This is a genomic window from Kaistia defluvii, from assembly GCF_040548815.1.
GTDB lineage: Bacteria > Pseudomonadota > Alphaproteobacteria > Rhizobiales > Kaistiaceae > Kaistia > Kaistia defluvii_A.
Window position 1 is genome coordinate 533,528 of the sequence record NZ_JBEPSM010000002.1, and the last position, 25,528, is coordinate 559,055.

At 66.1% G+C, this 25,528-nt stretch carries 20 protein-coding genes; 17 read left to right on the plus strand and 3 right to left on the minus strand.

Annotated elements, in window-relative coordinates; all coding sequences use genetic code 11:
* The first annotated feature begins 43 nt into the window (after positions 1-43).
* The 10 genes from ABIE08_RS15530 to ABIE08_RS15575 all read left to right on the plus strand — a co-directional run bounded on the left by ABIE08_RS15530 (position 44) and on the right by ABIE08_RS15575 (position 12,263).
* Positions 44-1,582 carry a UxaA family hydrolase gene (locus ABIE08_RS15530; protein ID WP_436409559.1) on the plus strand — a complete coding sequence of 513 codons (1,539 nt, stop codon included), beginning with the start codon at positions 44-46 and terminating at the stop codon, positions 1,580-1,582.
* Entirely contained in the window at positions 1,558-2,586 is a 1,029-nt protein-coding gene (locus ABIE08_RS15535) for a GntR family transcriptional regulator (protein WP_354552412.1), read from the plus strand. The genes ABIE08_RS15530 and ABIE08_RS15535 overlap by 25 nt, the downstream gene beginning before the upstream one ends.
* A 104-nt stretch (positions 2,587-2,690) precedes the next feature.
* The gene (locus tag ABIE08_RS15540) at positions 2,691-3,674 is read left to right on the plus strand and encodes a MurR/RpiR family transcriptional regulator (protein WP_354552414.1); all 984 of its coding nucleotides are present in this window, start codon (positions 2,691-2,693) and stop codon (positions 3,672-3,674) included.
* Between the two features lie 251 nt (positions 3,675-3,925).
* Positions 3,926-5,062, plus strand: a complete 1,137-nt coding sequence (locus tag ABIE08_RS15545; RefSeq protein ID WP_354552415.1) for an amidohydrolase/deacetylase family metallohydrolase — start codon at positions 3,926-3,928, stop codon at positions 5,060-5,062.
* Between the two features lie 42 nt (positions 5,063-5,104).
* On the plus strand, positions 5,105-6,556 hold the full coding sequence (locus tag ABIE08_RS15550) for an aldehyde dehydrogenase family protein (protein ID WP_354552417.1): 1,452 nt from the start codon (positions 5,105-5,107) through the stop codon (positions 6,554-6,556).
* Positions 6,557-7,087: 531 nt separating this feature from the next.
* On the plus strand, positions 7,088-8,326 hold the full coding sequence (locus ABIE08_RS15555) for an extracellular solute-binding protein (protein WP_354552419.1): 1,239 nt from the start codon (positions 7,088-7,090) through the stop codon (positions 8,324-8,326).
* Positions 8,327-8,396: 70 nt separating this feature from the next.
* Complete coding sequence (locus ABIE08_RS15560; protein ID WP_354552813.1) at positions 8,397-9,272, plus strand: carbohydrate ABC transporter permease; 876 nt, start codon at positions 8,397-8,399, stop codon at positions 9,270-9,272.
* Positions 9,272-10,102 carry a carbohydrate ABC transporter permease gene (locus ABIE08_RS15565; RefSeq protein WP_354552420.1) on the plus strand — a complete coding sequence of 277 codons (831 nt, stop codon included), beginning with the start codon at positions 9,272-9,274 and terminating at the stop codon, positions 10,100-10,102. The genes ABIE08_RS15560 and ABIE08_RS15565 overlap by 1 nt, the downstream gene beginning before the upstream one ends.
* An 82-nt stretch (positions 10,103-10,184) precedes the next feature.
* A complete protein-coding gene (locus ABIE08_RS15570; protein ID WP_354552422.1) occupies positions 10,185-10,967 on the plus strand; it encodes an SDR family NAD(P)-dependent oxidoreductase in 783 nt (260 codons plus the stop codon).
* A gap of 282 nt (positions 10,968-11,249) precedes the next feature.
* Positions 11,250-12,263 (plus strand): aldose epimerase family protein, encoded by a 1,014-nt coding sequence (locus tag ABIE08_RS15575; RefSeq protein ID WP_354552424.1) that lies wholly within the window; start codon positions 11,250-11,252, stop codon positions 12,261-12,263.
* A 215-nt stretch (positions 12,264-12,478) separates the two neighbouring features.
* Here the strand turns inward: ABIE08_RS15575 and ABIE08_RS15580 are convergent, their stop codons facing one another.
* From ABIE08_RS15580 to ABIE08_RS15590, 3 genes are read right to left on the minus strand one after another with little or no spacing between them, the layout of a single operon-like run.
* The gene (locus ABIE08_RS15580) at positions 12,479-12,862 is read right to left on the minus strand and encodes a RidA family protein (protein ID WP_354552425.1); all 384 of its coding nucleotides are present in this window, start codon (positions 12,860-12,862) and stop codon (positions 12,479-12,481) included.
* Positions 12,863-12,876: 14 nt separating this feature from the next.
* Entirely contained in the window at positions 12,877-14,364 is a 1,488-nt protein-coding gene (locus tag ABIE08_RS15585; RefSeq protein WP_354552427.1) for a M81 family metallopeptidase, read from the minus strand.
* Positions 14,365-14,371: 7 nt separating this feature from the next.
* Complete coding sequence (locus ABIE08_RS15590; protein WP_354552429.1) at positions 14,372-15,166, minus strand: IclR family transcriptional regulator; 795 nt, start codon at positions 15,164-15,166, stop codon at positions 14,372-14,374.
* Positions 15,167-15,429: 263 nt separating this feature from the next.
* Here ABIE08_RS15590 and ABIE08_RS15595 point away from each other — a divergent pair, with 263 nt between their 5' ends.
* The 7 genes from ABIE08_RS15595 to ABIE08_RS15625 all read left to right on the plus strand — a co-directional run bounded on the left by ABIE08_RS15595 (position 15,430) and on the right by ABIE08_RS15625 (position 25,501).
* Positions 15,430-16,893: a M81 family metallopeptidase gene (locus ABIE08_RS15595; protein ID WP_354552431.1), complete on the plus strand. Its 1,464-nt coding sequence runs from the start codon at positions 15,430-15,432 to the stop codon at positions 16,891-16,893.
* A complete protein-coding gene (locus tag ABIE08_RS15600) occupies positions 16,884-18,188 on the plus strand; it encodes an amino acid aldolase (RefSeq protein ID WP_354552433.1) in 1,305 nt (434 codons plus the stop codon). Before ABIE08_RS15595 ends, ABIE08_RS15600 begins: the two co-directional genes overlap by 10 nt.
* Positions 18,189-18,445: 257 nt before the next feature.
* Complete coding sequence (locus ABIE08_RS15605) at positions 18,446-19,960, plus strand: M81 family metallopeptidase (protein WP_354552435.1); 1,515 nt, start codon at positions 18,446-18,448, stop codon at positions 19,958-19,960.
* A 56-nt stretch (positions 19,961-20,016) separates the two neighbouring features.
* Complete coding sequence (locus tag ABIE08_RS15610) at positions 20,017-21,582, plus strand: ABC transporter substrate-binding protein (RefSeq protein ID WP_354552437.1); 1,566 nt, start codon at positions 20,017-20,019, stop codon at positions 21,580-21,582.
* Positions 21,583-21,621: 39 nt separating this feature from the next.
* Positions 21,622-23,679, plus strand: a complete 2,058-nt coding sequence (locus ABIE08_RS15615; RefSeq protein WP_354552439.1) for an ABC transporter ATP-binding protein — start codon at positions 21,622-21,624, stop codon at positions 23,677-23,679.
* Positions 23,676-24,557 carry an ABC transporter permease gene (locus tag ABIE08_RS15620; protein WP_354552441.1) on the plus strand — a complete coding sequence of 294 codons (882 nt, stop codon included), beginning with the start codon at positions 23,676-23,678 and terminating at the stop codon, positions 24,555-24,557. The genes ABIE08_RS15615 and ABIE08_RS15620 overlap by 4 nt, the downstream gene beginning before the upstream one ends.
* The gene (locus ABIE08_RS15625) at positions 24,554-25,501 is read left to right on the plus strand and encodes an ABC transporter permease (RefSeq protein ID WP_354552442.1); all 948 of its coding nucleotides are present in this window, start codon (positions 24,554-24,556) and stop codon (positions 25,499-25,501) included. Before ABIE08_RS15620 ends, ABIE08_RS15625 begins: the two co-directional genes overlap by 4 nt.
* The last annotated feature ends 27 nt before the right edge of the window (positions 25,502-25,528 follow it).

Here is a 25,528-nt window from a genome sequence, read left to right on the forward strand (position 1 = left end):
TGATTGATTGATGCACGCAATAACCATTTTAACGGAAATGATCATGTCGCTCCCGACGCCGTCATCCCCTGTCATCCTGCTCAACCCGCAAGACAATGTGAGCGTGGCGCGGGCGGTCATTCCCGCCGGCACCGTGCTGCCCGGCAGCAATGTCGTGGCGCGGGACGAGATTCCCTCCGGCCACAAGATCTCGATCCAGCCGATCGAGGCGGGCCAGCCCGTGCTGAAATATGGCCAGGTGATCGGGACGGCGAGCGCCGCGATCCAGCCGGGCGAGCATGTGCATCTGCATAATCTGGCGATGCAGGAGAGCGATGTTACCCACAACTTCGCCGCCGACGCGCGGCCGACGCCGCTGCTGCCGGAAGCCGAGCGCCGCACCTTTGAGGGCTATGTCCGCGCCAATGGCGAGGTCGGCACCCGCAATTACATCGGCATCATCACCTCGGTGAACTGCTCGGCCACCGTGTCGCGCGCCATCGCCGACGCCTTCAATCGCGGCGGCGCGCTGGACGGCTATGAGAATGTCGACGGCGTCGTGGCGCTGACGCATGGCACGGGTTGCGCCATATCGACGAAGGCCGAGGGCTACACCTACCTGACCCGCACGCTGAGCGGCTATGCCAAGCATCCGAACTTCGCCGGCATCCTGATGATCGGCCTCGGCTGCGAGACCAACCAGATCGAGCCGATCGTCGAGAAGTTCGGTCTCGAGGTCGGGCCGATGCTGCGCACCATGACGATCCAGCGCCTCGGCGGAGCGCGCAAGACGGTCGAGATCGCCTCCGAGATCATCCGCGAGATGCTGCCGATCGCCAACGCCGCCAGGCGCACGACCGTGCCGCTTTCCGGCCTGAAGCTGGCGCTGCAATGCGGCGGTTCCGACGGCTATTCCGGCATTTCGGCCAATCCGGCGCTCGGCTATGCGGCCGATCTGATCGTGCAGAATGGCGGCACCGCCGTGCTCAGCGAGACGCCGGAGATCTACGGCGCCGAGCATCTCCTGACCCGCCGCGCCGTGACGCCGGCCGTGGCGCAGAAACTGGTCGACCGGATCGAATGGTGGCGCGACTACACCGTGCGCAACGGCGCGGAACTGAACAATAACCCGTCGCATGGCAACAAGGCCGGCGGGCTGACCACCATCCTGGAAAAGTCGCTCGGCGCGGTCGCCAAGGGCGGCACGATGCCGCTCGAAGCGGTGTATGAATATGCCGAGCCGATCAACCAGACCGGGTTTGTCTTTATGGATACACCCGGCTACGATCCCGTAGCGGTAACGGGGCAGGTCGCGGGCGGCTGCAACGTCATCGTCTTCACCACGGGTCGCGGTTCCGTTTCCGGCTTCAAGCCTGCGCCGTGCATCAAGGTCGCTACCAACAGCGAGATGTACGAGCACATGCAGGATGACATGGACGTCAACTGCGGCGGCATCGTCACGGGCGAGGATACGATCGAGGCGGCCGGTCAGCGCATTTTCGAAGCTGTTATCGCCACCGCGTCGGGTCAGTATACCCTCAGTGAAGACTTCGGATTCGGCGATAATGAGTTCGTGCCATGGCAGATCGGCGCGGTGACCTGACGGTCGCGCGAAACGGAAAACGTGCGGAAGGCGGCGGCGTGGATCGCACGCCCGCCTATGCCTCGATCACCGAGCGGCTGCGCCGCGGCATCGAGAGCGGCAGCCTGCCCGAGGGCGCGGTGCTGCTCGAAGGGCCGCTCGCCTCGATCTTCGGATCGAGCCGCTCGCCGGTGAAGCAGGCTTTGGCGCGGCTGGAGGAGGAGGGGCTGCTCAGCCGCTTCGACGGCCGCGGTCTTCTCGTCGGCACCGCCGGCGAGCCTATTCGGCTGAAGATCACGGCCGAGATGTTCGACATGGACGCGGCCGCGATGCCGGTCGCCAAGCATTTCGCCTGGCAATCGCTCTATTATGATTTCGAGCGCGAGGTCATCCTGCGCTCGGTGTTCGGCCGGTTTCGCGTCAACGAGCTGGCGTTGGCCCGGCACTTCAATGTCGGCCGCACCGTGGCGCGCGACCTGCTCATTCACGCGCAGCAGGTCGGCATCGTCGCCAAGGGCGAAAAATCGCATTGGTGGATCGTGCCGCTCGACGAGGCGCGCTTCCAGGACCTTTACGATCTGCGCATGCTGCTGGAGCCGGCGGCGCTTGAAACCGCGGTCGGCGCCATTCCCACGCCCGTGCTCTCGGCGATGGCCGGACGGCTGGAAGACGGCATCAACCGCGCCGGCGACGCCGGCATCGCCGAACTCGACGTGCTGGAGGAGGAGTTGCATATCGGCTGCCTCTCCTATGGCCGCAATCCCGAGATCGTCGAGGCGCTGAAGCGCACCCGCTGCATCCTGGTTTCCGGCAAGCACTTCCAGGTCGCGCTGCAGCGCCAGCCCTTCTTCGATTCCTTCATGGAAGAGCATCTGGAGATCCTGCAGGCGATTGGCCGGCAGGACGTGAACGGCGCCAAGCACCTTTTGCGCGCCCATCTCGAGGCTTCCAGCGAGAAGGCGGCCGAGCGCCTCGCGGCCTTCCGCGCCACCCACCAGGTGTCGCCGACCTCCTATTTCGTCTGAGCCGTCGCCGCCGTCCGATACGAAGCCGTCTTCCCCAAGCCGGGGTCCTGTGCAATCGTCGCGACAAATCTGATGCGAAAATGAAAGCGCGGGAGAGACAGCGGATGGATGGCCGCCGGCGACGGGCACGGACCACGGATAGCCCGGAGCTTGGCGGTGGCGGAGCGGCGCGCGACCGCGGCACCGATCTGTCGATCTCCGTCGAGGACGCGCAGTCGGCCGCCAACGACATCCTCGCCGCCATCCTCGACCGCGAGCCGGGTCTGTCCAAATCCCATCGCAAGATCGCCCAGGCCATCCTTGGCTATCCGCGTGTCTTCGTCGAAAAGCCGATCGAGGAACTGGTCCCCTGGATCGGCGTCTCGGCGCCGACCATCACCCGCTTCAGCCGCGAGGTCGGCTGCGATGGCCTGCGGGATCTCAAGCTGAAGATCATGGGCAGCATGCGGGTCGGCCTGCAATATCTGGAGCCGCAGACCCCGCCCGCGACCCTGATCGAAGTGGGCGAGCGCGTCGCCATGCGGGCCCAGCGCGCGATCGTGAACGCCCAAAAAACCCTGGATCTTGGCGCGCTAGAGCAGGCGATCGAGATCATCAGCCGCAGCCGCATGATCTATGCCTTCGGCTCCGGCGGCGTTTCGAGCTGGCTGATCGAGGAAGTGCACAACCGGCTGTTCCGGCTCGGCCTGCATGTCAGCACCAGCGCAGACCACCAGATGCAGATGATGCTGGCGGCGACGGTCGGGCGCGGCGACGTCATCTTCTGCTCGTCGCTGAGCGGCACCAACCCGGAACTGATGCGCGCGCTGCGCATCGGCGCCGATTATGGCGCGCAGACCATCGGCCTGACGGTGGCCGGCACGCCGCTGGCCGACATGGTCGATATCTCGCTCGCCGTGAACGTCGCCGACGATGGCGACGTGCTGGGGCCGACCTCGGTGCGCTATGCCTTTCTCGCCGTCATCGACATGCTCGCCTATGGCGCGGCGGTGCGCAGCCGCCCGGCGGCGCTGGAGAAGCTGCGGCGGATCAAGCAGCAGTTCACCGTGCATCGCGACTCGGACACCAGCAAGCCGCTGGCGGATTGACGCGGCGCTGCACCGCGAATGGGCTGAAGCTGCCCAGGAATTGATTTTTCAGATCATTTTCTCGCCGCACTGCGAAAAGAGCTCCCATGCGTCTGCGCGAAATGACGGAAAAATGAAAAATTAGCTTGGCGGCCGCCTCGATCGATGCTCATCATCGGGTGCCTTCACGAGGCGGTTTCCGGCCCGTTCGGCCGGTTGCCGCGAGACATGCCTGTCGCCTCGGTCGTCACAACGCAGAGCACCTGCCCACCATGCCATTTGACCTCGTTCTCCAGAAGGGTCGGGTCATCGATCCGTCCCAGGGTATCGACCGGATCACCGACGTCGCCTTTGCCGATGGCAAGGTGGCGGCGATCGGCGATGGCCTTGACGCCGCGGGCGCGGATATCCGCGATGTCTCGGGCCGGATCGTCACGCCGGGCCTGATCGACCTGCACACCCATGTCTATTGGGGCGGCACGTCGCTCGGCGTCGATGCCGAGGCCTATGCCCGGCAGAGCGCGGTCACGACCTCGGTCGACACCGGCAGCGCCGGCCCCGGCAATTTTCCCGGCTTCCGCAAGCATGTGATCGAGCCGAGCGAGGTCCGCATCCTCGCCTATCTGCATGTCTCCTTTGCCGGCATCTATGCCTTCTCCAACCGCATCATGGTCGGCGAGAGCCACGACATGCGCCTGATGGCGGCGCAGGACGCGGTCGAGGTGGCGGATGCCAATCGCGACGTCGTCGTGGGCATCAAGGTGCGCATCGGCCGCCACGCCAGCGGCGATAGCGGCATCGCGCCGCTCGATATCGCGCTGCAGGTTTCCGACGAGCTCGGCATGCCGATGATGGTGCATATCGACGAGCCGCCGCCTTCCTATGAGGCGGTGGTGGATCGGCTGAGGCCGGGCGACGTGCTGACCCATTGCTTCCGCCCGTTCCCCAACGCGCCCATCACCGGCAAGGGCAAGATCAAGCCCGAGGTGATCGCGGCGCGCGAGCGCGGCGTGATCTTCGACATCGGCCATGGCATGGGTTCGTTCTCCTGGAAGACCGCGCGCGCCATGCTGGAGCAGGGCTTTGCGCCGGATACGATTTCCTCCGACGTGCATGCGCTCTGCATCGAGGGCCCCGCCTTCGACCAGGTCACGACGATGTCGAAGTTCCTCCATCTCGGCATGCCGCTGAACGAGGTGGTCGCCGCCTCGACGCTCAACGCCGCCAAGGCGCTGGCCCGGCCGGAACTCGGCACGCTGAAGCCCGGCAGCCCCGGTGATGCCAGCATCCTGTCGATCCGCAATGGCGCCTTCCCGCTGGAAGATTCGCGCAACGGCATCGTCACGGCGGAGGAGCGCATCTTCGCGGATGGCGTCGTCGTCGCCGGCAAGTGGTGGCACTCGAACTAAGTCCGGGCAAACCGGCGCGATGAAAGAGCAGGGGACTGGATCATGTTGAATACGGACATAGAGAGCTTCAGCAATTTCATCGACGGCGCCTGGGTGGCCGAAGACGAGCGCATGGACGCGATCAATCCGGCGAGCGGCCAGGTGATCGGCAATCTGCCGAGAAGCAGCCGCGAGACGGCGCGCCTCGCGATCGCCGCGGCGAAGAAGGCGCAGCCAGGCTGGGCGGCGACCTCGGTCTGGAGGCGGGCCGAGATGTGCGTCGCCATCGCCGCCAGCATCGACCGCAATCGCCAGAAGATCGCCCGCACGCTGAGCCAGGAGCAGGGCAAGCCGCTATCGGAGGCGGTTGGCGAAGTCGGCAAGGCGGCGGACGGCTTCCGCCTCGCGGCCGAGCTGGTCAAGCAGCTGGGCGGCGAGACCCTGCCGGCCGAGGATCCGAGCAAGCTGGTCATCACCATCCGCCAGCCGCGCGGCGTCTATGCCATCGTCACGCCCTGGAATTTCCCGGTCAACATTCCCGTCGAATATCTCGGCCCCTGCGTCGCGACCGGCAATGCCGCCGTCTGGGTGCCGGCGCCGACCACCTCCATGGCCGCCGTCGAACTGATGCGCGCGATCGAGGAAGCCGGCCTGCCCAGGGGCGTCGTCAATCTGGTGATGGGCGAGGGCCCGGTCGTGGGCGACGAGATCGTCTCGCATCCCGATGTCAACGGCATCGGCTTCACCGGTAGTCCCGCAACGGGACAGCGCATTGCCGAACGCGGCGCCGGCAAGCCGATGATGCTGGAACTGGGCGGCAACGGCCCGGTCATCGTCTTCGAGGACGCCGACCTCGACGCGGCGGCATCCGCCGTCGCCGGCGGCGCGTTCTACAATGCCGGCCAGGTTTGCGCCGCGACGGGGCGCGTGCTGGCGCATCGCAGCATCGTCGAGCCGCTGGCGAAACGGCTGGTCGAACTGACGGCGGCGCAAATCCTAGGCGACCCGCTGCAGCAGGGCACCACCATGGGCCCGCTCAACAATCCCAAGGTCGTGGCCAAGATCCACGAGCATGTCGACGAGGCGGTGGCGAAGGGCGCCACGGTGCTGGCCGGGGGCAAGGCGCGCCCGGACCTCGGCAGCGACCTGTTCTACGAGCCGACCGTGCTGACCGGCGTCACCCGCGACATGCGGATCAACCGCGAGGAGACGTTCGGCCCGATCATCCCGATCCTCGAATTCGGAGATGACGAGGAGGCGCTCGACCTGGCGCTCGATAGCGAGCATGGGCTGAGCGTCGGCGTGTTCACGGAAAATCTCGGCCGCGCCCTGCGCTTCGGCGAGGCCATCCCGGCCGGCATCGTCAACGTCAACGAGTCGAGCACCTATTGGGAGCTGCACCTGCCTTTTGGCGGCGCTCCGGGGACCAAGAGCGGCATCGGCCGGCTGGGCGGCCGCCTGACGCTGGAGGCGATGACCGAACTCAAGATGATCTCGATCACACGCCGCCGCTGAGGCGTCGAAAAGGTTGGGATCGCCCGGGAAAAGGCTTCGGTCGCATCCGGTCAGATAAGCGGCAGCGGCTGCCAATATTTGGCTTTGTCGAACAAATATTGCTCAATCGGAATGCTCTGGCCGCTCTTTTGTCGACAAATGACACAAGAATAAAAAAATCGCTTGGCAGAGGCCGTGCCGGCGACACATGATCGGGCACCAGGTCCAGGGAACGGTCTCCAGAGCCGGATCCCGCAGAGGCGCGATAGTAAGTCTGGCCCCATGACGGGGAGGCGTACCGCTCGGTTCTGTCGAGCGAAGAAGAGGAGACGGCGTTTGCAAGACAAGCCGGGTTTCCGGCCTGTCGACCGTTCGTGATCAGGGACTTTTCACGACGTAGTCATCCTGCGAGGATGACACCCAATTCTGCCCGGATGGCTGCGCGGGGAACCAAAACAATAGCGCGGGCCGTCAGAAGCAGAATTCAAGGATACATCGGCCACTATCTCGATCGATCAACATTCACTTCGTGAATACGACAGGATCAGCTCAATGTACCAAACCAAAAAAAGCAGGGTTCTCGGTTTGCTGGCTGGCGCCGCCGCCATACTTGCAACCTCGTCCATGGCGCAGGCCGAGACGGTGCGCGTCGTGCTCGGCTATTACAGCGCCGCGACGCAGGAACTGTTCGAAGGCATGGCCAAGGACTTCATGGCCAAGCATCCCGGCGACGAGGTCAAGATCGAAGTCATCCAGTGGGATAACCTCCAGCAGCGCCTGACCACCGACATCGCCGGCGGCACTGAGCCGGACATCGCCATGATTGGCACGCGCTGGCTGGTCGACTACGTCAAGAACGACATCGCCGAGCCGCTCGACGGCTACATGACGCCGGAATTCAAGGGCGGCTTCATCGAGTCGTTCCTGTCGCCCTCGACCTTCGACGGCAAGATGTACGGCCTGCCGGTCGCGGCTTCGGCCCGCGCCATGTATTACAACAAGGATCTTCTGGCCAAGGCCGGCGTCAACGAGCCGCCGACCAACTGGGACGGCGTCGTCGACACCGCCAAGAAGATCAAGGCGCTCGGCACCGATGCCTATGGTTTCGCGCTGCAGGGCAAGGAAATCGAGACCGACGCCTACTGGTACTATTCGCTCTGGACGCATGGCGGCGACCTGATCAAGGACGGCAAGTCCGGCGTCGCCAGCCCCGAGGCGATCAAGGCGCTGACGCTCTACAAGTCGATGATCGACGAGGGCCTGACCGAGCCTGATCCGAGCGGCCTCAACCGCCAGGACATCGAGCGTCTGTTCAAGCAGGGCCGCATCGGCATGATCCTGACCGGCCCATGGCTGCGCGGCCAGATCAAGACCGACGCCCCGACGCTCAACTACGCCCTGTCGCCGATCCCCGAGGGCACCACCAAGGCAACCTATGGCGTCACCGATACGCTGATGGTCTTCAAGTCGAGCAAGAACAAGGAACTCGCCATGAAGTTCCTGACCGAGACGGCGTTCAGCCCGAAATGGCGCATCGAGTTCTCGACCAAGGAAGGCTTCCTGCCGGTCATGAAGGAAGAGGCCGCCGCGCCCGTCTTCGCCAACGACCCGCAGCTCAAGGCCTTCACCGACATGCTGCCCTACGCCCGCTTCGCGCCGCCGGTCGCGAACTGGGAGCAGATGGTCGATGCCGTGATCGCCGCTGTTCAGAAGGTCTATATCGGACAGGCCCAGCCTGAAGCCGCCCTGAAGGAAGCCGCGGCGACGATCGATGGCCTTATCCAGCAGTAAGGCCGGTTCGGCATCGGAAGTGGGCGTCGGCGGCGCGGTTCCTCGCGCCAAGACGCCCTCCAACGGCAAGATAGGGCGCGCCAGCGCGCCCTATCTTCTCATCCTCCCCTCCATCCTGTTCGCCTTCTGGATCATCGGCTACCCGATCTACGACATGGCCAACATGTCGGTTCATGCCGTGAACCGCTTCGGCAAGACGGCGGCTTTCAACGATTTCGCCAACTACCAGCGGCTGTTCTCGCATCAGCTGTTCATCGGCTGCCTGATCCGCACCCTCGTCTGGACGGTCTTCGTCGTCGGCGGCACGGTGCTGCTGTCAGTTCCGATCGCGCTGATCCTGAACGAGAAATTCTTCGGCCGCACGCTGGCCCGCATCATCATCATGCTGCCCTGGGCGGTATCGCTGACCATGACCGGCATCGTCTGGCGCTGGTCGCTGAACGGCCAGTTCGGCATGGTCAACGCGACGCTGAGCAATTTCGGGTTGCAGGATACGCCGGTCGAATGGCTCGCCACCTCGACCACGGCGTTCCCGATCCTGATCGCCATCGGCATCCTGGTCTCGATCCCGTTCACGGTGACGGTCATCCTCGGCGGCCTCTCCTCGCTGCAGGCGGACGTCTTCGAGGCGGCCAAGATCGACGGCGCCACCGCATGGCAGCGTTTCCGCTATCTGACGCTGCCGCTGATCCGTCCGTTCCTGAACATCGTGCTGGTGCTCAACTTCATCTACGTCTTCAACTCCTTCCCGCTGATCTGGGTGATGACGCAGGGCGATCCCGCCAACAGCACCGACATCCTTGTGACCTGGCTCTACAAGCTCGCCTTCCGCTATGGCGAACTGGGCATCGCCTCGGCCCTGTCGATCGTCATGTTCGCAATCCTGCTGGCGCTGACGATGGTCTATGCGGCGCTTGCCATGCGCAACGAGCGGAGCACGGCCTGATGGAAAATCCTGTCCGCAAATCCCTGCTCATGTGGCTGTTCCTGTCGCCGCTGGTGGTGGTGATCCTCTTCCCCTTCGCCGTCATGGTCTCGACGGCGGTGAAGCCCCGGGTCGAGGTGCTGATGTATCCGCCAAGCTGGTTCCCGTCGGAGATCCGGCTGCAGAACTTCATCGACATGTGGCAGGCGACGCGCCTCGGGCCGGCTGTGATGAACAGCCTGCTCGTCAGCATCGCGGCCACTGTCCTCTGCCTGTTGGTCGCCATCCCCGCCGCCTATGCGGCGGCGCGGATGGAGTTCACCGGCCGCAAGCTGTTCCGCCAGTTCCTGCTGGTCACCCAGATGCTGTCGCCGATCGTGCTGGTGCTCGGCATCTTCCGCCTGATGGCGAAGATGGGTTTCGTCGACCAGCTGCCGGCGCTGGTGCTGGCCTATGTCGCCTTCAACCTCGCCTTCTCCGTCTGGATGCTGCAGGCCTATTTCCAGACGATTCCGAAGGAGCTGGAGGAGGCGGCGACGCTGGACGGCGCCTCGACGCTGCAGAGGATGCGGCTGATCTTCCTGCCGCTGGCGGCGCCCGCCATCGGCATCACCGCCGTCTTCATCTTCATCTATTGCTGGAACGAGTTCGTGCTGGCGATGACCCTGCTGCGCTCGCCAGAAAAGAGCACGCTGACGCTGCAGACCTTCTCGCTGGTCGGCGGCCGCTATCAGGTCGAGTGGGACCATGTGATGGCGGCGACGCTGGTCGCCAGCGTGCCGGTCGCGGCGATCTTCGCCCTGCTGCAGCGCTCGCTCGTCAGCGGCCTCACGGTCGGCGCCGTGAAGTGACGTTTCGACAACGGTTGTGAACGCGCGGCGGGCCTCGGCCCGCCGCTTCCCTCGCGACGCCAGAAGAAAATCGGAGACCGAGATGGGACTGAAGGATTGGTTCGGGCTGGAGGGCAAGCGCGCGCTCGTCACCGGCGCAAGTCGCGGCCTGGGGCGCGAAATGGCACTGGCGCTGGCGGAGGCGGGCGCCGACATCATCATCACCGGCCGCACGCAGGAAACGCTGGATGCCACCGTGGCCGAGATCCGCGCGCTCGGCCGGCAGGCCTGGGGCGTCATGGCCGACATGGCCGAGGCGGTTCAGTGCGAGGCGGCCTGCAAGACCATCCTCAAGGAATACGGTCCCGTCGATATCCTGATCAACAATGTCGGCAACCGCATCGCCAGCATGCCCATCGTCGAGGAGACGCTGGAAACCTGGCAGCAATCGCTCGACATGAACCTGACCAGCTGCTTCCTCGGCACCAAGATTTTTGGCGCCGCGATGCTGGAGCGCGGGCAGGGCGGCCGCATCATCAACATCGCCTCGATGAGCGGCCTGATCGCCAATCGTGGCATTGGCGGGCGTGACTACGAGACCGGCAAGGCGGCGGTAATCCATTTCACGCGCTGCGCCGCCGCCGACTGGGCGCCGCATGGCGTCACCGTCAATGCGATCTGCCCCGGCCTGTTCATGACCGACACCAACCGCAGCTGGAACGAGCGTCGGCCGGACGTGATCGACGCTATCGTCGCCCATATCCCGATGGGCCGCCCCGGCAACCCGCCGGAGATCGCGCCACTTGCCGTCTACCTCGCCAGCCCGGCCGCTTCCTATGTGACGGGCGCCGCCTATGTCATCGATGGCGGCTATACGCTCTGGTAGGATCAAGGTCTCTTTGCGGAGGTGAGCGGTTGCCCAACCTCCAGGACAGCCATGCAAACCGCGTGCATGGAAAGGCTCGTCGCCCCGGCGAAGGCCGGGGCCCATAAACACCGGCCCAGCAACCAGCGGCCGGCCCTCTCTCCGCAGGCCGGTGTGTCTGGATCCCGGCCTTCGCCGGGATGACGCTCGCGCGACGCGGGGGCTTGGCGTTACAACGGTGTAACGAGAAGGTCTCCCTCAGGGAGCGGTGGAAACAGGCGCCTAAGGCGCCCAGGAGGCATCGTGTCGATCCATTTCTTCGGTCGCTTGCCGGACGGCACGGCCATTTCCGAGATCCGGCTGGCCAATGCCAGCGGCGCCGCGGCCTCGATCCTGACCTTTGGCGCGGCGCTGCGCGATCTCGTCGTGCCGGTGCCGGGCGGCGAACCGCGCCGCGTCGTGCTCGGCTTCCAGGAACTGGAAGGCTATCTGCGGAACAACCGCTTTCTGGGCGTCACGGCCGGACGGCATGCCAGCCGCATCGGCGATGGCCGCCTCGCGATCGACGGCAAGGAATACCAGCTCTCGCTGAACGAAGGCGGCGTGCATCTGCATGGCGGCGTCACCGGCTTCTCGCGCAAGCCTTGGCAGATCCTCGAATCGGACGAGGAATCGGTGACGCTCGGCCTGATCTCGCCGGATGGCGACGACGGCTATCCCGGCACGCTCGACGTTCGCTGCACCTATCGGCTGCTGCCGCCCGGCACTATCCACATCACGATGACGGCGACGACCGATGCGCCGACCATCGTCAGCTTGGCGCATCACTCCTATTTTTCGCTGCTGCCCGGCGCCACCAGCCGGGAGCACAAGCTGCAATTCGCCGCTTCCGGCTACACGCCGTTCAGCCCGGAACTGGTGCCGAGCGGCGAGATCGCCAGCGTCACCGGCACGCCCTACGATTTCCGGACCCCGCGTCCGGTTTCCGATCCGGCCGGCGACCCGGACTTCGACTATGATTGCTGCCTGGTGCTCGACCGCAGTGGTGACGGCCTGCTGCGCGCGGCGCGGCTGGAGGCGCCGGATGGCTCACTGGCCATGGAAGTGCACACCACCGAGCCGTGCCTTGTATTCTATGACGGGGCGGGGCTGGCACCCGATTTCGCCGGTCTCGACGGCGTGCCGTATCAGGCGCATGCCGGGCTCTGCCTGGAGCCGATGCGCTTCCCCGACAGCCCCAACCAGCCGACTTTCCCCTCGGCCATCCTCCGTCCCGGCGAGATCTACCGGCAGGAGACGGAATATCGCTTCGGGTGACGGTTTGCCGCCCGTGCCGAGGCTGGTGCGATGGGAATGCAGTTTCTTCACCTCTCACTGAGGGAGAGGTCGGAGCGAAGCTCCGGGTGAGGGTTTAGGGAACTATCCGGCGCGGCCGTAAACCCTCACCCGCCGCACTGCGTGCGTCGACCTCTCCCTCAGGGAGAGGTGAGGACCGAGGCACGCCGTCCTTATTTCCTCAGGCCTTGAGACAATCAGACCTTCGGCTTGGCGATGGCTATGCACTCGACTTCGTAGCGCAGGGCCGCGCCAAGGCAATTGGTGATCGTCGTGCGGGCCGGGAACGGCTCGCTGAAATATTCGCGGTAGAGCTTGTTGAATAGCGGGATATCAGCCGGATCCTGCACGTAGTTGCGGGTCTGCAGCACATGCTTGAAGTCGCTGCCGGCTGTCTCCAGCACCTTGCGGATGTTCTCCATCGAGCGGCGCATTTCGCCCTCGAAATCCTCGGAGATGATCTTGCCGGTGGCATCGACCGAAGCCTGGCCGGAGACGAAGATCAGATCGCCGAACTTGGTCGACGGGCTGAAGGGCAGGTGCGAACGCGGGGTGTCCGGCTCGCTCGGATATTCGATCATGGTGTCTCCAGGTTTCAGCGGATCGGGAACACCGGCTGGCGCAGCCGGCGATAGGGAAGCGAGGTCAGCACGCTGGTGCAGGGGCCCGGCGTCGCCACCGTGTAGCTCCTGACCGTGATCGGGTCATAGGCGCGGCGGTGCGCGACGGCCGCCTTGACCCCGATCGCCGTCAGCGTCTCCGGCACGATGCCCTGCGAGCGGAACTGGCCGAGATCGAAGGGCGGCGTCTTGCGGCTGTTGACCAGGATTTTCACGCCGTCCGCTTCCAGCACGACCGAGTCGCCCATGCTGATATGGACGCCCTGCATCGCGGCGAGATGGCTGTTGCGGTCCTCCAGCGTGAACTCGCCATCGCTGCGGCTGAGGAAGGTGGTGGTGATCTCGAGCGGCCCGGCGCCGAGTTTGCTGCCCTTGCCGCCGAGGCGCACCGTTCGGACATCGCCAGGCCTGGCGTCCGCGAACGCCTTCACGGTGTCGGCGTCGGCAATGGCGACGGCGGCGTTGCGGATGCCGTGTCGCAGGAAGCCGCGCAGGATCGCCGTGTCGTCGCCCGGTGCGCCGCCGCCGATATTGTCGGCTGGCTCGACCACGATATAGGGGCCGCCTTCGAGCGTCTTGATCTCGGCGAGCGCCCTGTCGAGGTCCCATTCCCTAGGCTGGCCCAACTCGCGCAATTCGATTGCCAGTGCTTCCAACCGGTCAAGCGCGGCTTTCGCCCGCTCGGCGCTGCCGGTGGTGACCAGCGAGAAGGCGACGCCGGCGTCCGGGACGTCGGAGAAGGAGTAGCCGCCGATGACGTTGACCGCCCAGATCTCGGCATCCTCGGCCTCGATCTGGCGGGCGAGGGCTTCCAGGTCGCGCATCGGCCGGTCGGCCGTGCCGGTGCCGGGCGGCGCCCACAGGATCGCGGCGTTGCGGGCATGCATGACCGGCGAGGCCCTCTCGCGAAGGGCGCGCGCCAGCAACTGGGCCGAACGGACCGCGGACTCGCGCGCGTCGGTATGCGGGTTCTCGCGGTAGGCGACGAGGCCGTTGGCATGCTGGGCCATGGCGGCGGTGAAGGTGGCGTGCAGGTCGAAGACGCCATAGAGCGGCAGCGCCCCGGCGCCGGGAATCGCGCGGATGCGGGCGAGCAGTTCGCCCTCGGGGTCGACGCAGTCCGTCGTCACCATGGCGCCGTGCAGCGCCAGCCAGATGCCGTCGAGCCCGCCATGCTCCAGCGCGTCGCGAAGGCCCACTTCCAGTTCTGCCCAGAACTGCTCGAACACGGCGTGATCGGTCGTACCGGAAGGAAGGGCGGAATATTCGACGACCGGGACCACGTCCCAGCCCTCCGCCTCGGCGACTTCGAGGAAGCCGTCAACGGTGGAGCCGTCGCCCCGGCGCGCCGGCAATTCGGCGCCGCGCAGGATCTCGTAATCGGCAAGCCCGGTGATCTCGTCCACGAAAGTGTGGGTCTCGTGATAGAGCCCGGCCAGCAGGATGCGAGCGCGTGGATTCATGGGAAGGCTACCTGTTGCGGGACATGTTCGCCGTGATTTCGGCGAGGGTGGCGACGAGAAGCCGGCCGAGCTTTTCGATGGCGTCGGGCTCGAAGCGGGCCGACGGGCCGGCGATGGAGACGGCGGCGATGGCTTCGCCACCGGGCGCGAAGATCGGCGCGGCGACGCAGGCGCCGCCGATCTCGTTTTCCTCGAATTCCGTGGTCCAGCCGACGGTGCGGCAGCGCTCCAGCACGGCTTCCAGCGCTTCGGGGTCGGTGATGGTGCGGTCGGTCGCGGCCGGCAGCGAGCCGAGATTGTAGATGATCCGCCGGAAGGATAGGGGCTGGTAGGCGAGCAGCGCGCGGCCGCAGGCGGTGGAATGATAGGCGGCGCGGGTGCCGGAATAGGACGAGACGCGCAGCGTCTGGCTGCCTTCGAGGCTTTCGACGATGACCGCGTCGGTCGGGCCGGGCAGGGCCAGGTTGACGGTTTCGCGCGTTTCGGCGCAGAGCCGAACCAGATAGGGTTGCGCCAGCGCTGCGATGTCCAGCCGGCGCTCGACCGCCTTGCCATAGACCAGATGCTGCAGGCTGAGCCGGTAGGCGCCGCCCTTGATGTCGCGCTCGGCGAGGCCGACATCGACGAGCGCCGTGACGAGATTGAACGCCGTGGTCTTGGCAAGGCCGGTGCGGGCGGCCAGGTCGCGCAGCGTGACGAAATCGCCGCTCGCCATGGCGTCGAGCAGCGCCTTGGCGCGGGCCACCGACTGGATGCGCGCGGCCACGGCGGCGCCGCTGGGCTCGTTTTCTGGCTTCGACATGCGGGTTCCGACCGTTGCTATCGCGACTATCCGGGCATCAATTCCATATCATAGAACGAAATGGTGATGTTCGCCTGGATATTAAGACATCAACTCCGGGGCCCGCGCAAGACGAACGTCCGGTTTCGATAGAGGAATGTCGACAGGCTTGTTGACAGGCGCCCCGTCCTGTCGCTTAAATTTCTGCAAGCAGCCAAAGCGTTGTTCCATGATGTAGAATAGTTGATGTCGTGCCCTTCCGGCATGGCGAGCAGGGGTCGGCAATGCGGGTCTTCGTGGCGTCTCTGGCAACCGAGACGAATACTTTCTCGCCGCTCTTCGTCGATCGAAGCGCGTTCGAGGGCGCCTTTTATTGTCCGCCCGGCACACATCCCGAGACGCCGACGCTCTGTTCCGGCCCGATGGTGGCCGCGCGCCGCCGCGCCCGCACCGATGGCTTCACGCTTTTCGAGGGCACGGCGACCTGGGCCGAGCCGGCCGGGCTCGTCTCGCGCGCCGCCTATGAAAGCCTGCGCGAAGAGATCCTCGACCAGTTGCGCGCGGCAATGCCCGTCGATGTCGTGCTGTTCGGCCTGCACGGCGCGATGGTGGCGCGCGGATATGACGATTGCGAGGGCGACCTGCTGGCGCATGCCCGCGCCATCGCCGGGCCGGAGGCGATCGTCGGCGCAGAACTCGACATGCATTGCCACCTGACCGACCAGATGGTTGAGGCGGCGGATGTCATCACCGCCTTCAAGGAATTCCCGCATACCGATTTTCTCGAGCGGGCCGAGGATCTCGTCGATCTCTGCCTGCGCGCGGCGAAACGCGAGATCGCGCCGGTCAGCGCTGTCTTCGATTGCCGCGCCATCACCGGCTTCATGACCAGCCGCGAGCCGGGTCGCAGCTTCGTCGATCGCATGCTGGCGCTGGAAAGGCAGGACGGCATCCTGTCGATTTCGGTCGCGCATGGCTTCCAGGCCGCGGATGTCCATGACGTCGGCACCAAAGTGCTGGTGATCGCCGATGGCGCCGACAACCACGGGAAGGCGGCGGCGCTTGCCGAGCGCCTCGGCCGCGAGATCCTGAGCTGGGGCGCGGGCGGCGGCGGGCCCTATCACTTCAAGCCGGAAGAGGCGATCGTCCAGGCGCTGGCAGAACTGGGCCAGCCGGTCGTTCTCGCCGATCGCTGGGACAATCCCGGCGGCGGCGTGGCCGGCGATTCTACCGTCATGGTCGAGGCGCTGCTGCGCCATCCCGAAATTCCCGCCGCCATCGGCGCGCTCTGGGACCCGGTCGCCGTCAGCTTCTGCCGGGCGGCTGGAATCGGCACCGAGATCGATCTGCGCTTTGGCGGCAAGGCGGCCTCCACCTCCGGCAAGCCTATCGATGCGCGCGTGGTCGTGCGCGGCGTCACGGACGATCTGCTGGTGCCGTTCGAGCAGAGCTGGGTTTCGCTCGGCCCGGCGGCGGCCGTGACGATCGGCAATCTCGATGTCGTGCTGGCTTCGACGCGGGCGCAAACCTTCAGCCCTCCCGTCTTCACCGATCTCGGCGTCGATCTCGCTGCCAAGAAGATCGTCGTGGTGAAGTCGTCTAACCATTTCCACGCCGCCTTCGCGCCGATCGCCCACAAGGTGCACTACCTCGATACGGGCGGTCCCTATCCGAGCGACACGGCGAAGATTCCCTACACCCGGGCGCGTCGCCCGCTTTCACCGCTGGACCCCAATCCATGGCTCTGATCCCCCGCCTCGACATCGCTTCGCTCGATGCGCTCGAACTCGATCCCTCGACCAAGGGGCTGCCCTATGACGCGCCGCGCCTGACCGTCGGCGATATCGCCGCGCAGGGCTGGAGCCTGCTCGCCGGCGACCTGCCGCTGCCGGTCGCCGTGATCCGGCAGGAGGTTCTGGCCGCCAACAGCGCCTGGATGAGCGCCTTCACGGCGGAGAACGATCTTGTCATCGCGCCGCATGGCAAGACGACGATGTCGCCGCATCTGTTCGACCTGCAGATCGCGGACGGCGCCTGGGCGATCACCGCCGCGACGCTGCAGCAGGTCGGAGTCTGCCTGCGCTTCGGCGTTAAGCGCGTGCTGCTCGCCAACCAGCCGGTCGGCACCCAGGCGATCGACGCCTGCTTCCGCGCGCTGCACACCGAGGGCGGCTTCGAGCTCTATTGCCTCGCCGACAATCCCGACGGCGTCGCCATGCTGATCGAGGGCGCGCGTCGCAATCCGCCGCCCAAAGGAAATCCGCTGCGCATTCTCGTCGAGATGGGCTTTCCCGGCGGGCGCACCGGCGTCCGTACCCGCGAGGGCGCCATCGAGCTGGCGCGTGCGATCGCGGCGGCGCCGGGGCTGGAGCTCGCCGGCTTCGAATGCTTCGAGGGCATGCTGCCGACGCCGGAAACGGCCGATGGCCTGATCGACGATGTCGCGTCGATGGCGTTGCTGGCGATGGAGGAGGGGCTGTTCGTCACCGCCGCGCCGATCGTCATCAGCGCCGGCGGCTCGGCCTTCTTCGACCGCGTTGTCGAGCGCTTCAACCGGGTCTCGTTTCCGCATCCGGTGCTGCGCGTGCTGCGGTCCGGCTGCTACCTGACGCATGATTCCATCGCCTATGCGGCGGCGTTCCGGCGCATTGTCAGCGAAACCTCGCTGAAGCTTCCCGAAGGCGGGCTCGAGCCGGCGCTGGAGGTCTGGGCGATGGTGCAGTCTCGTCCCGAGACAGGCCGCACCATGCTCACCATGGGCAAGCGCGACGTCAGCCACGATGCCGGCCTGCCGGTGCCGCTGCGCTGGTATCGGCCGGATGGCAGCATGGCCGCCCCAGCCGCGATGCCGGCCGGCCATGAGGTCGTGGCGCTCAACGACCAGCATTGCCACCTCGTCACGCCCGAGGACAGTCCGCTCCGGACCGGCGACATGGTCGGCTTCGGCATCAGCCATCCCTGCACCACCTTTGACAAGTGGTCGCTGCTCTACCGCGTCGACGAGGAATACCGCGTCACCGGCGCGCTGAAGACGTTCTTCTGAACGGGGCGCCGGGCGCTCCCCAGTGCAATTGCACGAATTTGTTGCAGTGCCACGTTGTTTCGTCCAGTGAAACGTCGCGGGATTGACACGAAACGGACCGCTACCTAGCCTGAATATCAATAAGGCTTCGATATAGATCGGGCTGATCCAGAGCTCGCTCTGGTCCAATACAGCGCATGTCTTGGCCGCTCCGATGGCCAATCAGACGCCCGGTCAATCTATTCGTGCGGGGCCAAAAGTAATTCTCATGGAGATTGATGTTGCGTATCGCCGTCATCCACATCTCGCAGGAAACCAACGACTTCAATCCGGTGCCGACGACGCTCTACGACTATGCGGGCTTCGGGATCTATGAAGGCCAGGAGATCTTCGAGAAGCTGCGCGGCTTCGGTCAGGTCGGCGGCCACCTCCAGGTGATGGAGGAATCCGGTCTCGAGATCGAGCTGATCCCGATCATTCGCGGCTATGCCTCGGCGGGCGGCCGACTGTCGGCGGACACCTTCCAATTCTTTCAGGACAAGATCCGCGCCGGCCTGCTGGCGGCGGGCAAGATCGACGGGCTGGAACTGCAGCTGCACGGCGCCTGCTCGGCCGACGGAATCGACGATGTCGAGGGCGAGCAGATCGCGCTTTGCCGCGAGATCCTGGGCCCGGACGTGCCGATCGTGCTCGGTCTCGATCACCATGCCAATGTCACGCAGAAGATCATCGACAATGCGACCGCCATCGTCGGCCACCGCACCCAGCCGCACGATGTCTATGACACGGGCGTCCTCGGCGCCAAGCTGTTGCTGCGCATCCTGACCGAGGGGCTGAAGCCGACGATCGCCTGGCGCAAGATCCCGCTCGTCTCGCATCAGGAGCAGTTCCTGACCTCGCAGGGACCGATGAAGGTCTGGTTCGACGCGGCCCGTGCCGTCGAGGCCGATCCGCGCGTGCTGCAGGCGTCGAACTATCCGATGCAGCCCTGGCTCGACGTCGCCGAGGGCGGATGGGCCACCATCGTTGTCACCGACAACGACCAGGCTTTGGCGGAAAAGCTCGCCGACGATCTGGCCGATCTCTGCTGGTCGTTGCGCGATGACTTCCAGATCCGTGAGTCGGTCTCGGTCGATGATGCGGTCCGTCAGGCGGACGCCGCGCCCGGTCTGGCGATCCTCAGCGATACCGGCGACACGGTGTTTGGCGGCGCGGCGGGCGACAGCAACCTGTTGCTCGAAGCCATGGTGCGCCTGGGTATCGGCAAGCGCGCGCTGGTGCCGCTGATCTCGCCCGTGGCGGCGGCCAGGTTGGTCGCGGCCGGGGAAGGGGCGACGGTGACGCTGGCGCTTGGCGGCGACGCGGCGACGGAATTCTTCACCCCGCTCGAAGTCACGGGCACGGTTCGCACGGTCGGCGGCGGCTTGTTGAAGATCGAGGGCTACAACCACCAGAGCGAGGTCGATCTCGGACCATCCGTCATCTTCGATGTCGGTCCGGTCACGCTGATGATCACCACGCTGCGCGCCGTCGCCGGAAACGTGCCGGGCGTCTACCGGGCCATGGGGGTCGAGCCGACTGATTACGGCATCGCCGTGCTGAAGACGGCGTCGAACTTCCAGTATTTCGCGCCGATCGCGTCCACCGTCATTCGCGCCGATACGCGCGGTCCCGGCCAGTCGGACGTGTTCACGCTGCCGTGGAAACGGATTCCGCGCCCGATCTATCCGATCGAAACCTTTGACGACTGGCGGGCGCACTCGTCTCAGCCCGGCCAGCGCGTCGACGCCTGACCGTCCCATCCTGTCGGCGATGGCCGACTCCATGCACTCGAACGGGGGCCTACATCATGAAGACCCAATTCCTTCGGACACTCAGGCGGCTGGGCTTCCTGTTCCTCGCCGCGACCGCGCCTGTCGTCGTCGGCAGCGCCGGCTGGACCGCGCCGGTGCATGCCGAGGAACAGGCGCTGAAGGGCGGCACGCTGCGCGTGGCGCTGCTCGGCGACATGACCAATTTCGACCCGCAGCAGTTCTCGACGGTGAACTTCCACCTGATCAAGAACCTCTATGACAGCCTGATCGAATATACGGCCGAGGGCGAGCCGGTGCCGAGCCTGGCGACCGCCTGGGCGATCGCGCCGGACAACCAGTCCGTGACGGTCACCCTGCGCGACGACGTCACCTTCCATAGCGGCGCCAAGCTCACCTCCGCCGATGTGGCGGCGACGCTGGCCAAGGCGGCCGATCCCGAGCGCGGCAAGAACGTCTACGCCACCATGTCGATCGTCAAGGATTGGACGACGCCGGACGAGAAGACCGTCACGATCAACTTTAAGAGCCCGGCTCCGCAGCGCCAGATCACCGATCTCCTGCAGTTCCTGATCCCGATCGAGGCGGCCGGCATCGCCACGGTCGAGACCGTGCCGGCCGGTACCGGCGCCTATCTGCTGGATAGCCGCGCCGTCGGCCAGGGCCTGACGCTGAAGGCCAATCCGAACTACTGGCGCAAGGGCCAGCCGATCGCCGAGAAGATCGAGTTCACCATTTTCAGCGAGGACGCCTCGGCCAGCGCGGCGCTCGAATCCGACGCGGTCGACATCGTCTATGGCGGCACCTCGCGCAGCGCCGTGCGCCTGCAGGACGCCGGCTACCAGGTGCTGCGCGGCCCCGGTCCGCTGGTGCAGGTCTTCCGCATCAACTCGACCCGTCCGCCCTTCACCAACGCCAAATTCCGTCAGGCCTTCAACTATCTGATGGACCGCGAGGGCATGCTGCGCGTCGGCTATGCCGGTCTGGGCGAGGTCGTGGCGCTGCCCTGGGCGCCGGCAAGCCCCGCCTTCGACGCGGCCTATACGGACGAGTTCGCCTATAATCTCGACAAGGCCAAGGAACTGCTCGCGGAGTCCGGCCTGACGCCGGCAGAAATGAGCAACTGGAAGATGCTGGTCTGGGGCAGCGACGAGCCGACCGTCGTCATCAGCCAGATCCTGCAGAGCGCGCTGGCCGAAGCCGGCATCAACATCGAGCTCGATGTCCGCCAGGGCGCGGAATATACCGAGGCGCTGCTCGCCGGCAATTTCGACGCCACCTTCGGCGCGGTCGGCAACGTGCAGAAATTCCCCTCCCGCGTCGCCACCAACAGCATCTACCGCGTCGTCAAGAACCCGGTGCTGAAGGACCCGCATCCCCATCCCGATTATGTTGCCGCCATCGAGCGGGTGAATACGACGTCCGGTCCGGATGCCGATGTGAAGGCGGCTTACGACAATCTCAATCGCGTGCTGGTCACGGACGCCTTCGCGATCCCGACCAACTCCTATGACACCGGCCTGATCGTGGCGTCGCCGAAGCTCGGCGGGCTCGCGCTCGATATCGACAACCTGTTCGTCGCCCGCACGGTGGGCTTCCAGTGATGGCGACGGGCACCGCTTCTCTCGCCGGAAGATCCACGCATGGTTGACCCGGTTCTCTCCGTCCGGGGGCTCAAGGTGGATTTCGGCGGCGAGGGGCGCTCGGTGCCCGTCGTTCGCGGCGTCGATTTCGACGTCTATCCGAATGAAGTGCTCTGCATCGTCGGCGAATCCGGCTCCGGCAAGAGCGTCACCTCCCTCGCGGTGACCGGGCTGCTGTCGGAAACCGCGCGGGTCGCGGGCTCGATCCGCCTCTGCGGCATCGACGTCACTACTGCCGCGCCGGAAACGCTCCGAAAGATGCGGGGCACCGATGTCGGCTTCATCTTCCAGGACCCGACCACGACGCTCAATCCGGTGCTTACCGTCGGACGCCAGATCACTGAGGGCGAAGTGGCGCACGGAAGGCTGCGGAAATCCGATGCGCATGCCCGCGCGGCGGAATTGCTGCGCGAGGTCGACATCGCCGATCCCGAGGGCCGGGCGGGGCAATATCCGCACCAGTTTTCCGGCGGCATGCGCCAGCGCGCCGTCATCGCCATGGCGATGGCCGGCCAGCCGAAGCTGATCATCGCGGACGAGCCGACGACCGCGCTCGACGTCACCGTGCAGGCGCAGGTGCTGGCCGTCCTCGCCCGTCGCCAGGCCGAGATGGGCTCGGCCGTCATCCTGATCACGCATGATCTCGGCGTCGTCGCTGAAGTCGCCGACCGGGTCGCCGTCATGTATGGCGGCCGCATTGTCGAGACGGCCCCGGTCGCCGAGATCTTTGCCAGCCCCCGCCATCCCTATACGCGCGCGCTGCTGCGCAGCATTCCGCGCATCGACACGTCGGATTCAAGGCTCGACCCGATCCCCGGCCAGCCGCCGATCCCGGGCGCCTTGCCCCGCGGCTGCGACTTCCAGCCGCGCTGCGCCGTGGGCCATAACCGGCCGATCTGCGCGGCGGAGGATCCGGCACAGCGCGCGGTCGGCGAAAGCCGTCTATCCGCCTGCCACTTTGCCGAGGAACTGCCGGTAGCCCCGCTTGCCGCCGAGCCGCGCCTCCATGCGGAGGCGGCGCCGAGAATGCCGGAACCCTTGCTGGTCGTCGAAGGCCTGAAAGTGCATTTTCCGGTCAAGACCGGCGTGCTTCGGCGCACGACCGGCTGGGTCAAGGCGGTGGATGGCGTCAGCCTCTCCGTCAATCCCGGCGAGACGGTCAGCCTGGTCGGTGAATCCGGCTGCGGCAAGACGACGACCGGCCGTGCCATCATGGGCCTGATCCGCGCCACGGGCGGCAGCATCCGCTTCGCCGGCCAATCGATCCGCGACCTCGATCGCGGTTCGATGCGCAAGGCGCGCCGGCAGATGCAATATGTCTTCCAGGACCCTTATGCCTCGCTCAATCCGGTGCTTTCGGTCGAGGACATCGTGGCCGAGCCGCTGCGTATCCACGGTCTCTATGACGAAATGGGCGGCGCGCGGCGCATCGCCGAATTGTTCGATCTTGTCGGGCTGTCGCGCACCATGCTCGGCCGGTTCCCCAGCGAATTTTCCGGCGGCCAGAAGCAGCGCATCGGCATTGCCCGCGCGCTGGCCCTTCAGCCGAAACTGCTGATCCTCGACGAGCCTGTCGCCGCTCTCGACGTCTCGATCCAGGCGCAGGTGATCAACCTGCTGCAGGATTTGCAGCGCGAACTCGGCCTCGCCTATCTGTTCATCGCGCACAACCTCTCGGTCGTGCGTCATGTCTCGGACCGGGTCGCCGTCATGTATCTCGGCCGCATCGTCGAGGAGAGTTCGCGCGACGGGCTCTACGACCTGCCGGTCCATCCCTATACGCAGAGCCTGCTTTCGGCGGCTCCCGTGCCGGATCCGGCCGTGCGCGACACGCGGCGGCGGATCGTGCTCGAAGGCGAGATCCCCAACCCGGCCTCGCCGCCTTCGGGCTGCACCTTCCATCCGCGCTGCTTCCGCGCCACCGAGATCTGCTCGGCCAAGGCGCCCCCCTTCGAGCGCTATCTTGACCTCCCGACCCGCACGGCCTGCCACCATGCCGGCCCTCTGGATGGGCGACGCAACGTGTTCGCATCCGGCGCGATGGAGGCGGCCTCGTGAAGAAGATCGCCTCCAGGACGCTCTCCATCCTCGGCCGGCTGCTCGCCAGCAAGGGCTCGGCGCTGGCGCTGATCTTCCTCGTCGGCATCACGCTGGCGGCGATCTTCGCCGACTACCTGCCGCTCAATCCGGTGGGCCAGAAGCTCGCCAACGCCCTGAAGGGCCCTTCCGCCACCAACTGGTTCGGCACGGACGAACTCGGCCGCGACATCCTCTCCCGCGTCATCTTCGGCGCGCGCACCTCGCTGGTGACGGCGGGCGGCGCGGTGATGATCGCGGCGCTGGTCGGGGTGCCGATCGGCCTCGTCGCCGGCTTTTTCGGCGGCTGGCGCGATGCGGCGCTGATGCGCTTCGTCGACGTGCTGCTGGCGCTCCCCGCGATCCTGTTCGCCATGGCGATGATCGCGGTGCTCGGCCGCAGCCAGGCGGCGGCCCTGATCGCGGTGGGCCTGACCGGCATTCCGAGCTTTGCCCGCATCACGCGGGCGCAGGTGCTGACGCTCCGCAAGCGCGATTTCGTCACCGCCGTGGAGGCCTTTGGCGGCACCGCGACCTACAACATGTTCCGCACCATCCTGCCGAACAGTTGGAGCCCGATCTTCGTGCAGGTCGTCGTGCTCTGCTCGGTGGCGATCCTGCTCGAGGCAGCGCTTTCCTTCCTCGGCGTCGGCGTGCCGCCGCCCACTCCCAGCTGGGGCGAGATGCTGCGCACCGGAAAATCCTACCTGCATGAGGCGCCGTATTACGCCGTGCTGCCGGGCATTGTGCTGACGCTCACCATCCTTTCCTTCGATGTGCTGGGCCGGGCGCTGTCCGGCCTGCTCGAAGGCCATCGCGATCCCGTCATCGCTCCCAAGGGCGAAGGGGCAACGCCATGATCGGTTTCGTGCTGCGCCGCCTGCTGCAGCTGGCGCCCGTTCTGCTGCTCGCTTCCACCGCCATCTGGGCGATGATCTATGCCGTGCCCGGCGGGCCGATCGGCGCGATCGCCGGCGACAATGCCAGCCCGGAGCAGATCGCCGCCGCCACCGCGCAGTTCGGTCTCGACCGGCCGGTGCTGGTGCAATATGCGGACTGGCTCTGGAACGCGATCCGCGGCGATTTCGGCATCTCGATCCGCGGCCGCGCGCCGGTGCTGCAGCTGATCGGCGAACGCCTGCCGGCGACGCTGCAGCTCGCCTTCGCCGCGACGATCGTCTCGCTCGTCATCGGCATTCCGGTCGCGATCGCCAGCGCGCTCCGGCCGGGTTCCTGGCTCGACCGCGTGCTGTCGGGCTGGAGCGCGCTGGCGCTCGGTGTGCCGACCTTCTGGCTCGGCATCCTGCTGATCCTGGTCTTCGCGGTCGAATTGCACTGGCTGCCCTCGGCTTCGGCCTATGTGCCGATCTGGGAGAACCCGATCGGCGCGCTGCGCAATCTGGCTCTGCCGGCGCTGACGCTGGGCATCTATGTCTCGGGCATCCTGGCCCGTTTCCTGCGCGCCTCGCTGGTCAGCGAACTCCGCGCCGACTATGTGAGGACCGCGCGCTCGAAGGGGCTGCCGGAGCGGCAGATCGTCGGCGTGCACATCCTGCGCAATGCGCTGCTGCCCTTCATCACGATCGTCGGGCTGATGATGGCCAATTTCATCGGCGGCGCGGTGGTAACCGAGGCGGTCTTCACCTATCCCGGCATCGGCCGGCTGCTGATCCAGGCGATCTCGACGCGCGACTACCCGCTGATCCAGGGCTGCATCGTCATCATCCTGGTGCTCTACATCGCGATCAACCTGGCCGTCGACGTGCTCTACGCCTATATCGACCCGCGCATCGAGTACCGGTGAGGGGAGCTTCAGCGAGCCCGGATGACG

Bases quoted from the DNA above. Each gene is read 5' to 3' on its own strand.
- ABIE08_RS15540 (WP_354552414.1), top strand. From the start codon at position 2,691: ATGGATGGCCGCCGGCGACGGGCACGGACCACGGATAGCCCGGAGCTT.
- ABIE08_RS15600 (WP_354552433.1), top strand. From the start codon at position 16,884: ATGGCTCTGATCCCCCGCCTCGACATCGCTTCGCTCGATGCGCTCGAA.
- ABIE08_RS15535 (WP_354552412.1), top strand. From the start codon at position 1,558: ATGGCAGATCGGCGCGGTGACCTGACGGTCGCGCGAAACGGAAAACGT.
- ABIE08_RS15585 (WP_354552427.1), bottom strand. From the start codon at position 14,364: ATGAATCCACGCGCTCGCATCCTGCTGGCCGGGCTCTATCACGAGACC.
- ABIE08_RS15555 (WP_354552419.1), top strand. From the start codon at position 7,088: ATGTACCAAACCAAAAAAAGCAGGGTTCTCGGTTTGCTGGCTGGCGCC.
- ABIE08_RS15545 (WP_354552415.1), top strand. From the start codon at position 3,926: ATGCCATTTGACCTCGTTCTCCAGAAGGGTCGGGTCATCGATCCGTCC.
- ABIE08_RS15565 (WP_354552420.1), top strand. From the start codon at position 9,272: ATGGAAAATCCTGTCCGCAAATCCCTGCTCATGTGGCTGTTCCTGTCG.
- ABIE08_RS15550 (WP_354552417.1), top strand. From the start codon at position 5,105: ATGTTGAATACGGACATAGAGAGCTTCAGCAATTTCATCGACGGCGCC.
- ABIE08_RS15595 (WP_354552431.1), top strand. From the start codon at position 15,430: ATGCGGGTCTTCGTGGCGTCTCTGGCAACCGAGACGAATACTTTCTCG.
- ABIE08_RS15530 (WP_436409559.1), top strand. From the start codon at position 44: ATGTCGCTCCCGACGCCGTCATCCCCTGTCATCCTGCTCAACCCGCAA.
- ABIE08_RS15615 (WP_354552439.1), top strand. From the start codon at position 21,622: ATGGTTGACCCGGTTCTCTCCGTCCGGGGGCTCAAGGTGGATTTCGGC.
- ABIE08_RS15570 (WP_354552422.1), top strand. From the start codon at position 10,185: ATGGGACTGAAGGATTGGTTCGGGCTGGAGGGCAAGCGCGCGCTCGTC.
- ABIE08_RS15590 (WP_354552429.1), bottom strand. From the start codon at position 15,166: ATGTCGAAGCCAGAAAACGAGCCCAGCGGCGCCGCCGTGGCCGCGCGC.
- ABIE08_RS15610 (WP_354552437.1), top strand. From the start codon at position 20,017: ATGAAGACCCAATTCCTTCGGACACTCAGGCGGCTGGGCTTCCTGTTC.
- ABIE08_RS15625 (WP_354552442.1), top strand. From the start codon at position 24,554: ATGATCGGTTTCGTGCTGCGCCGCCTGCTGCAGCTGGCGCCCGTTCTG.
- ABIE08_RS15605 (WP_354552435.1), top strand. From the start codon at position 18,446: ATGTTGCGTATCGCCGTCATCCACATCTCGCAGGAAACCAACGACTTC.
- ABIE08_RS15580 (WP_354552425.1), bottom strand. From the start codon at position 12,862: ATGATCGAATATCCGAGCGAGCCGGACACCCCGCGTTCGCACCTGCCC.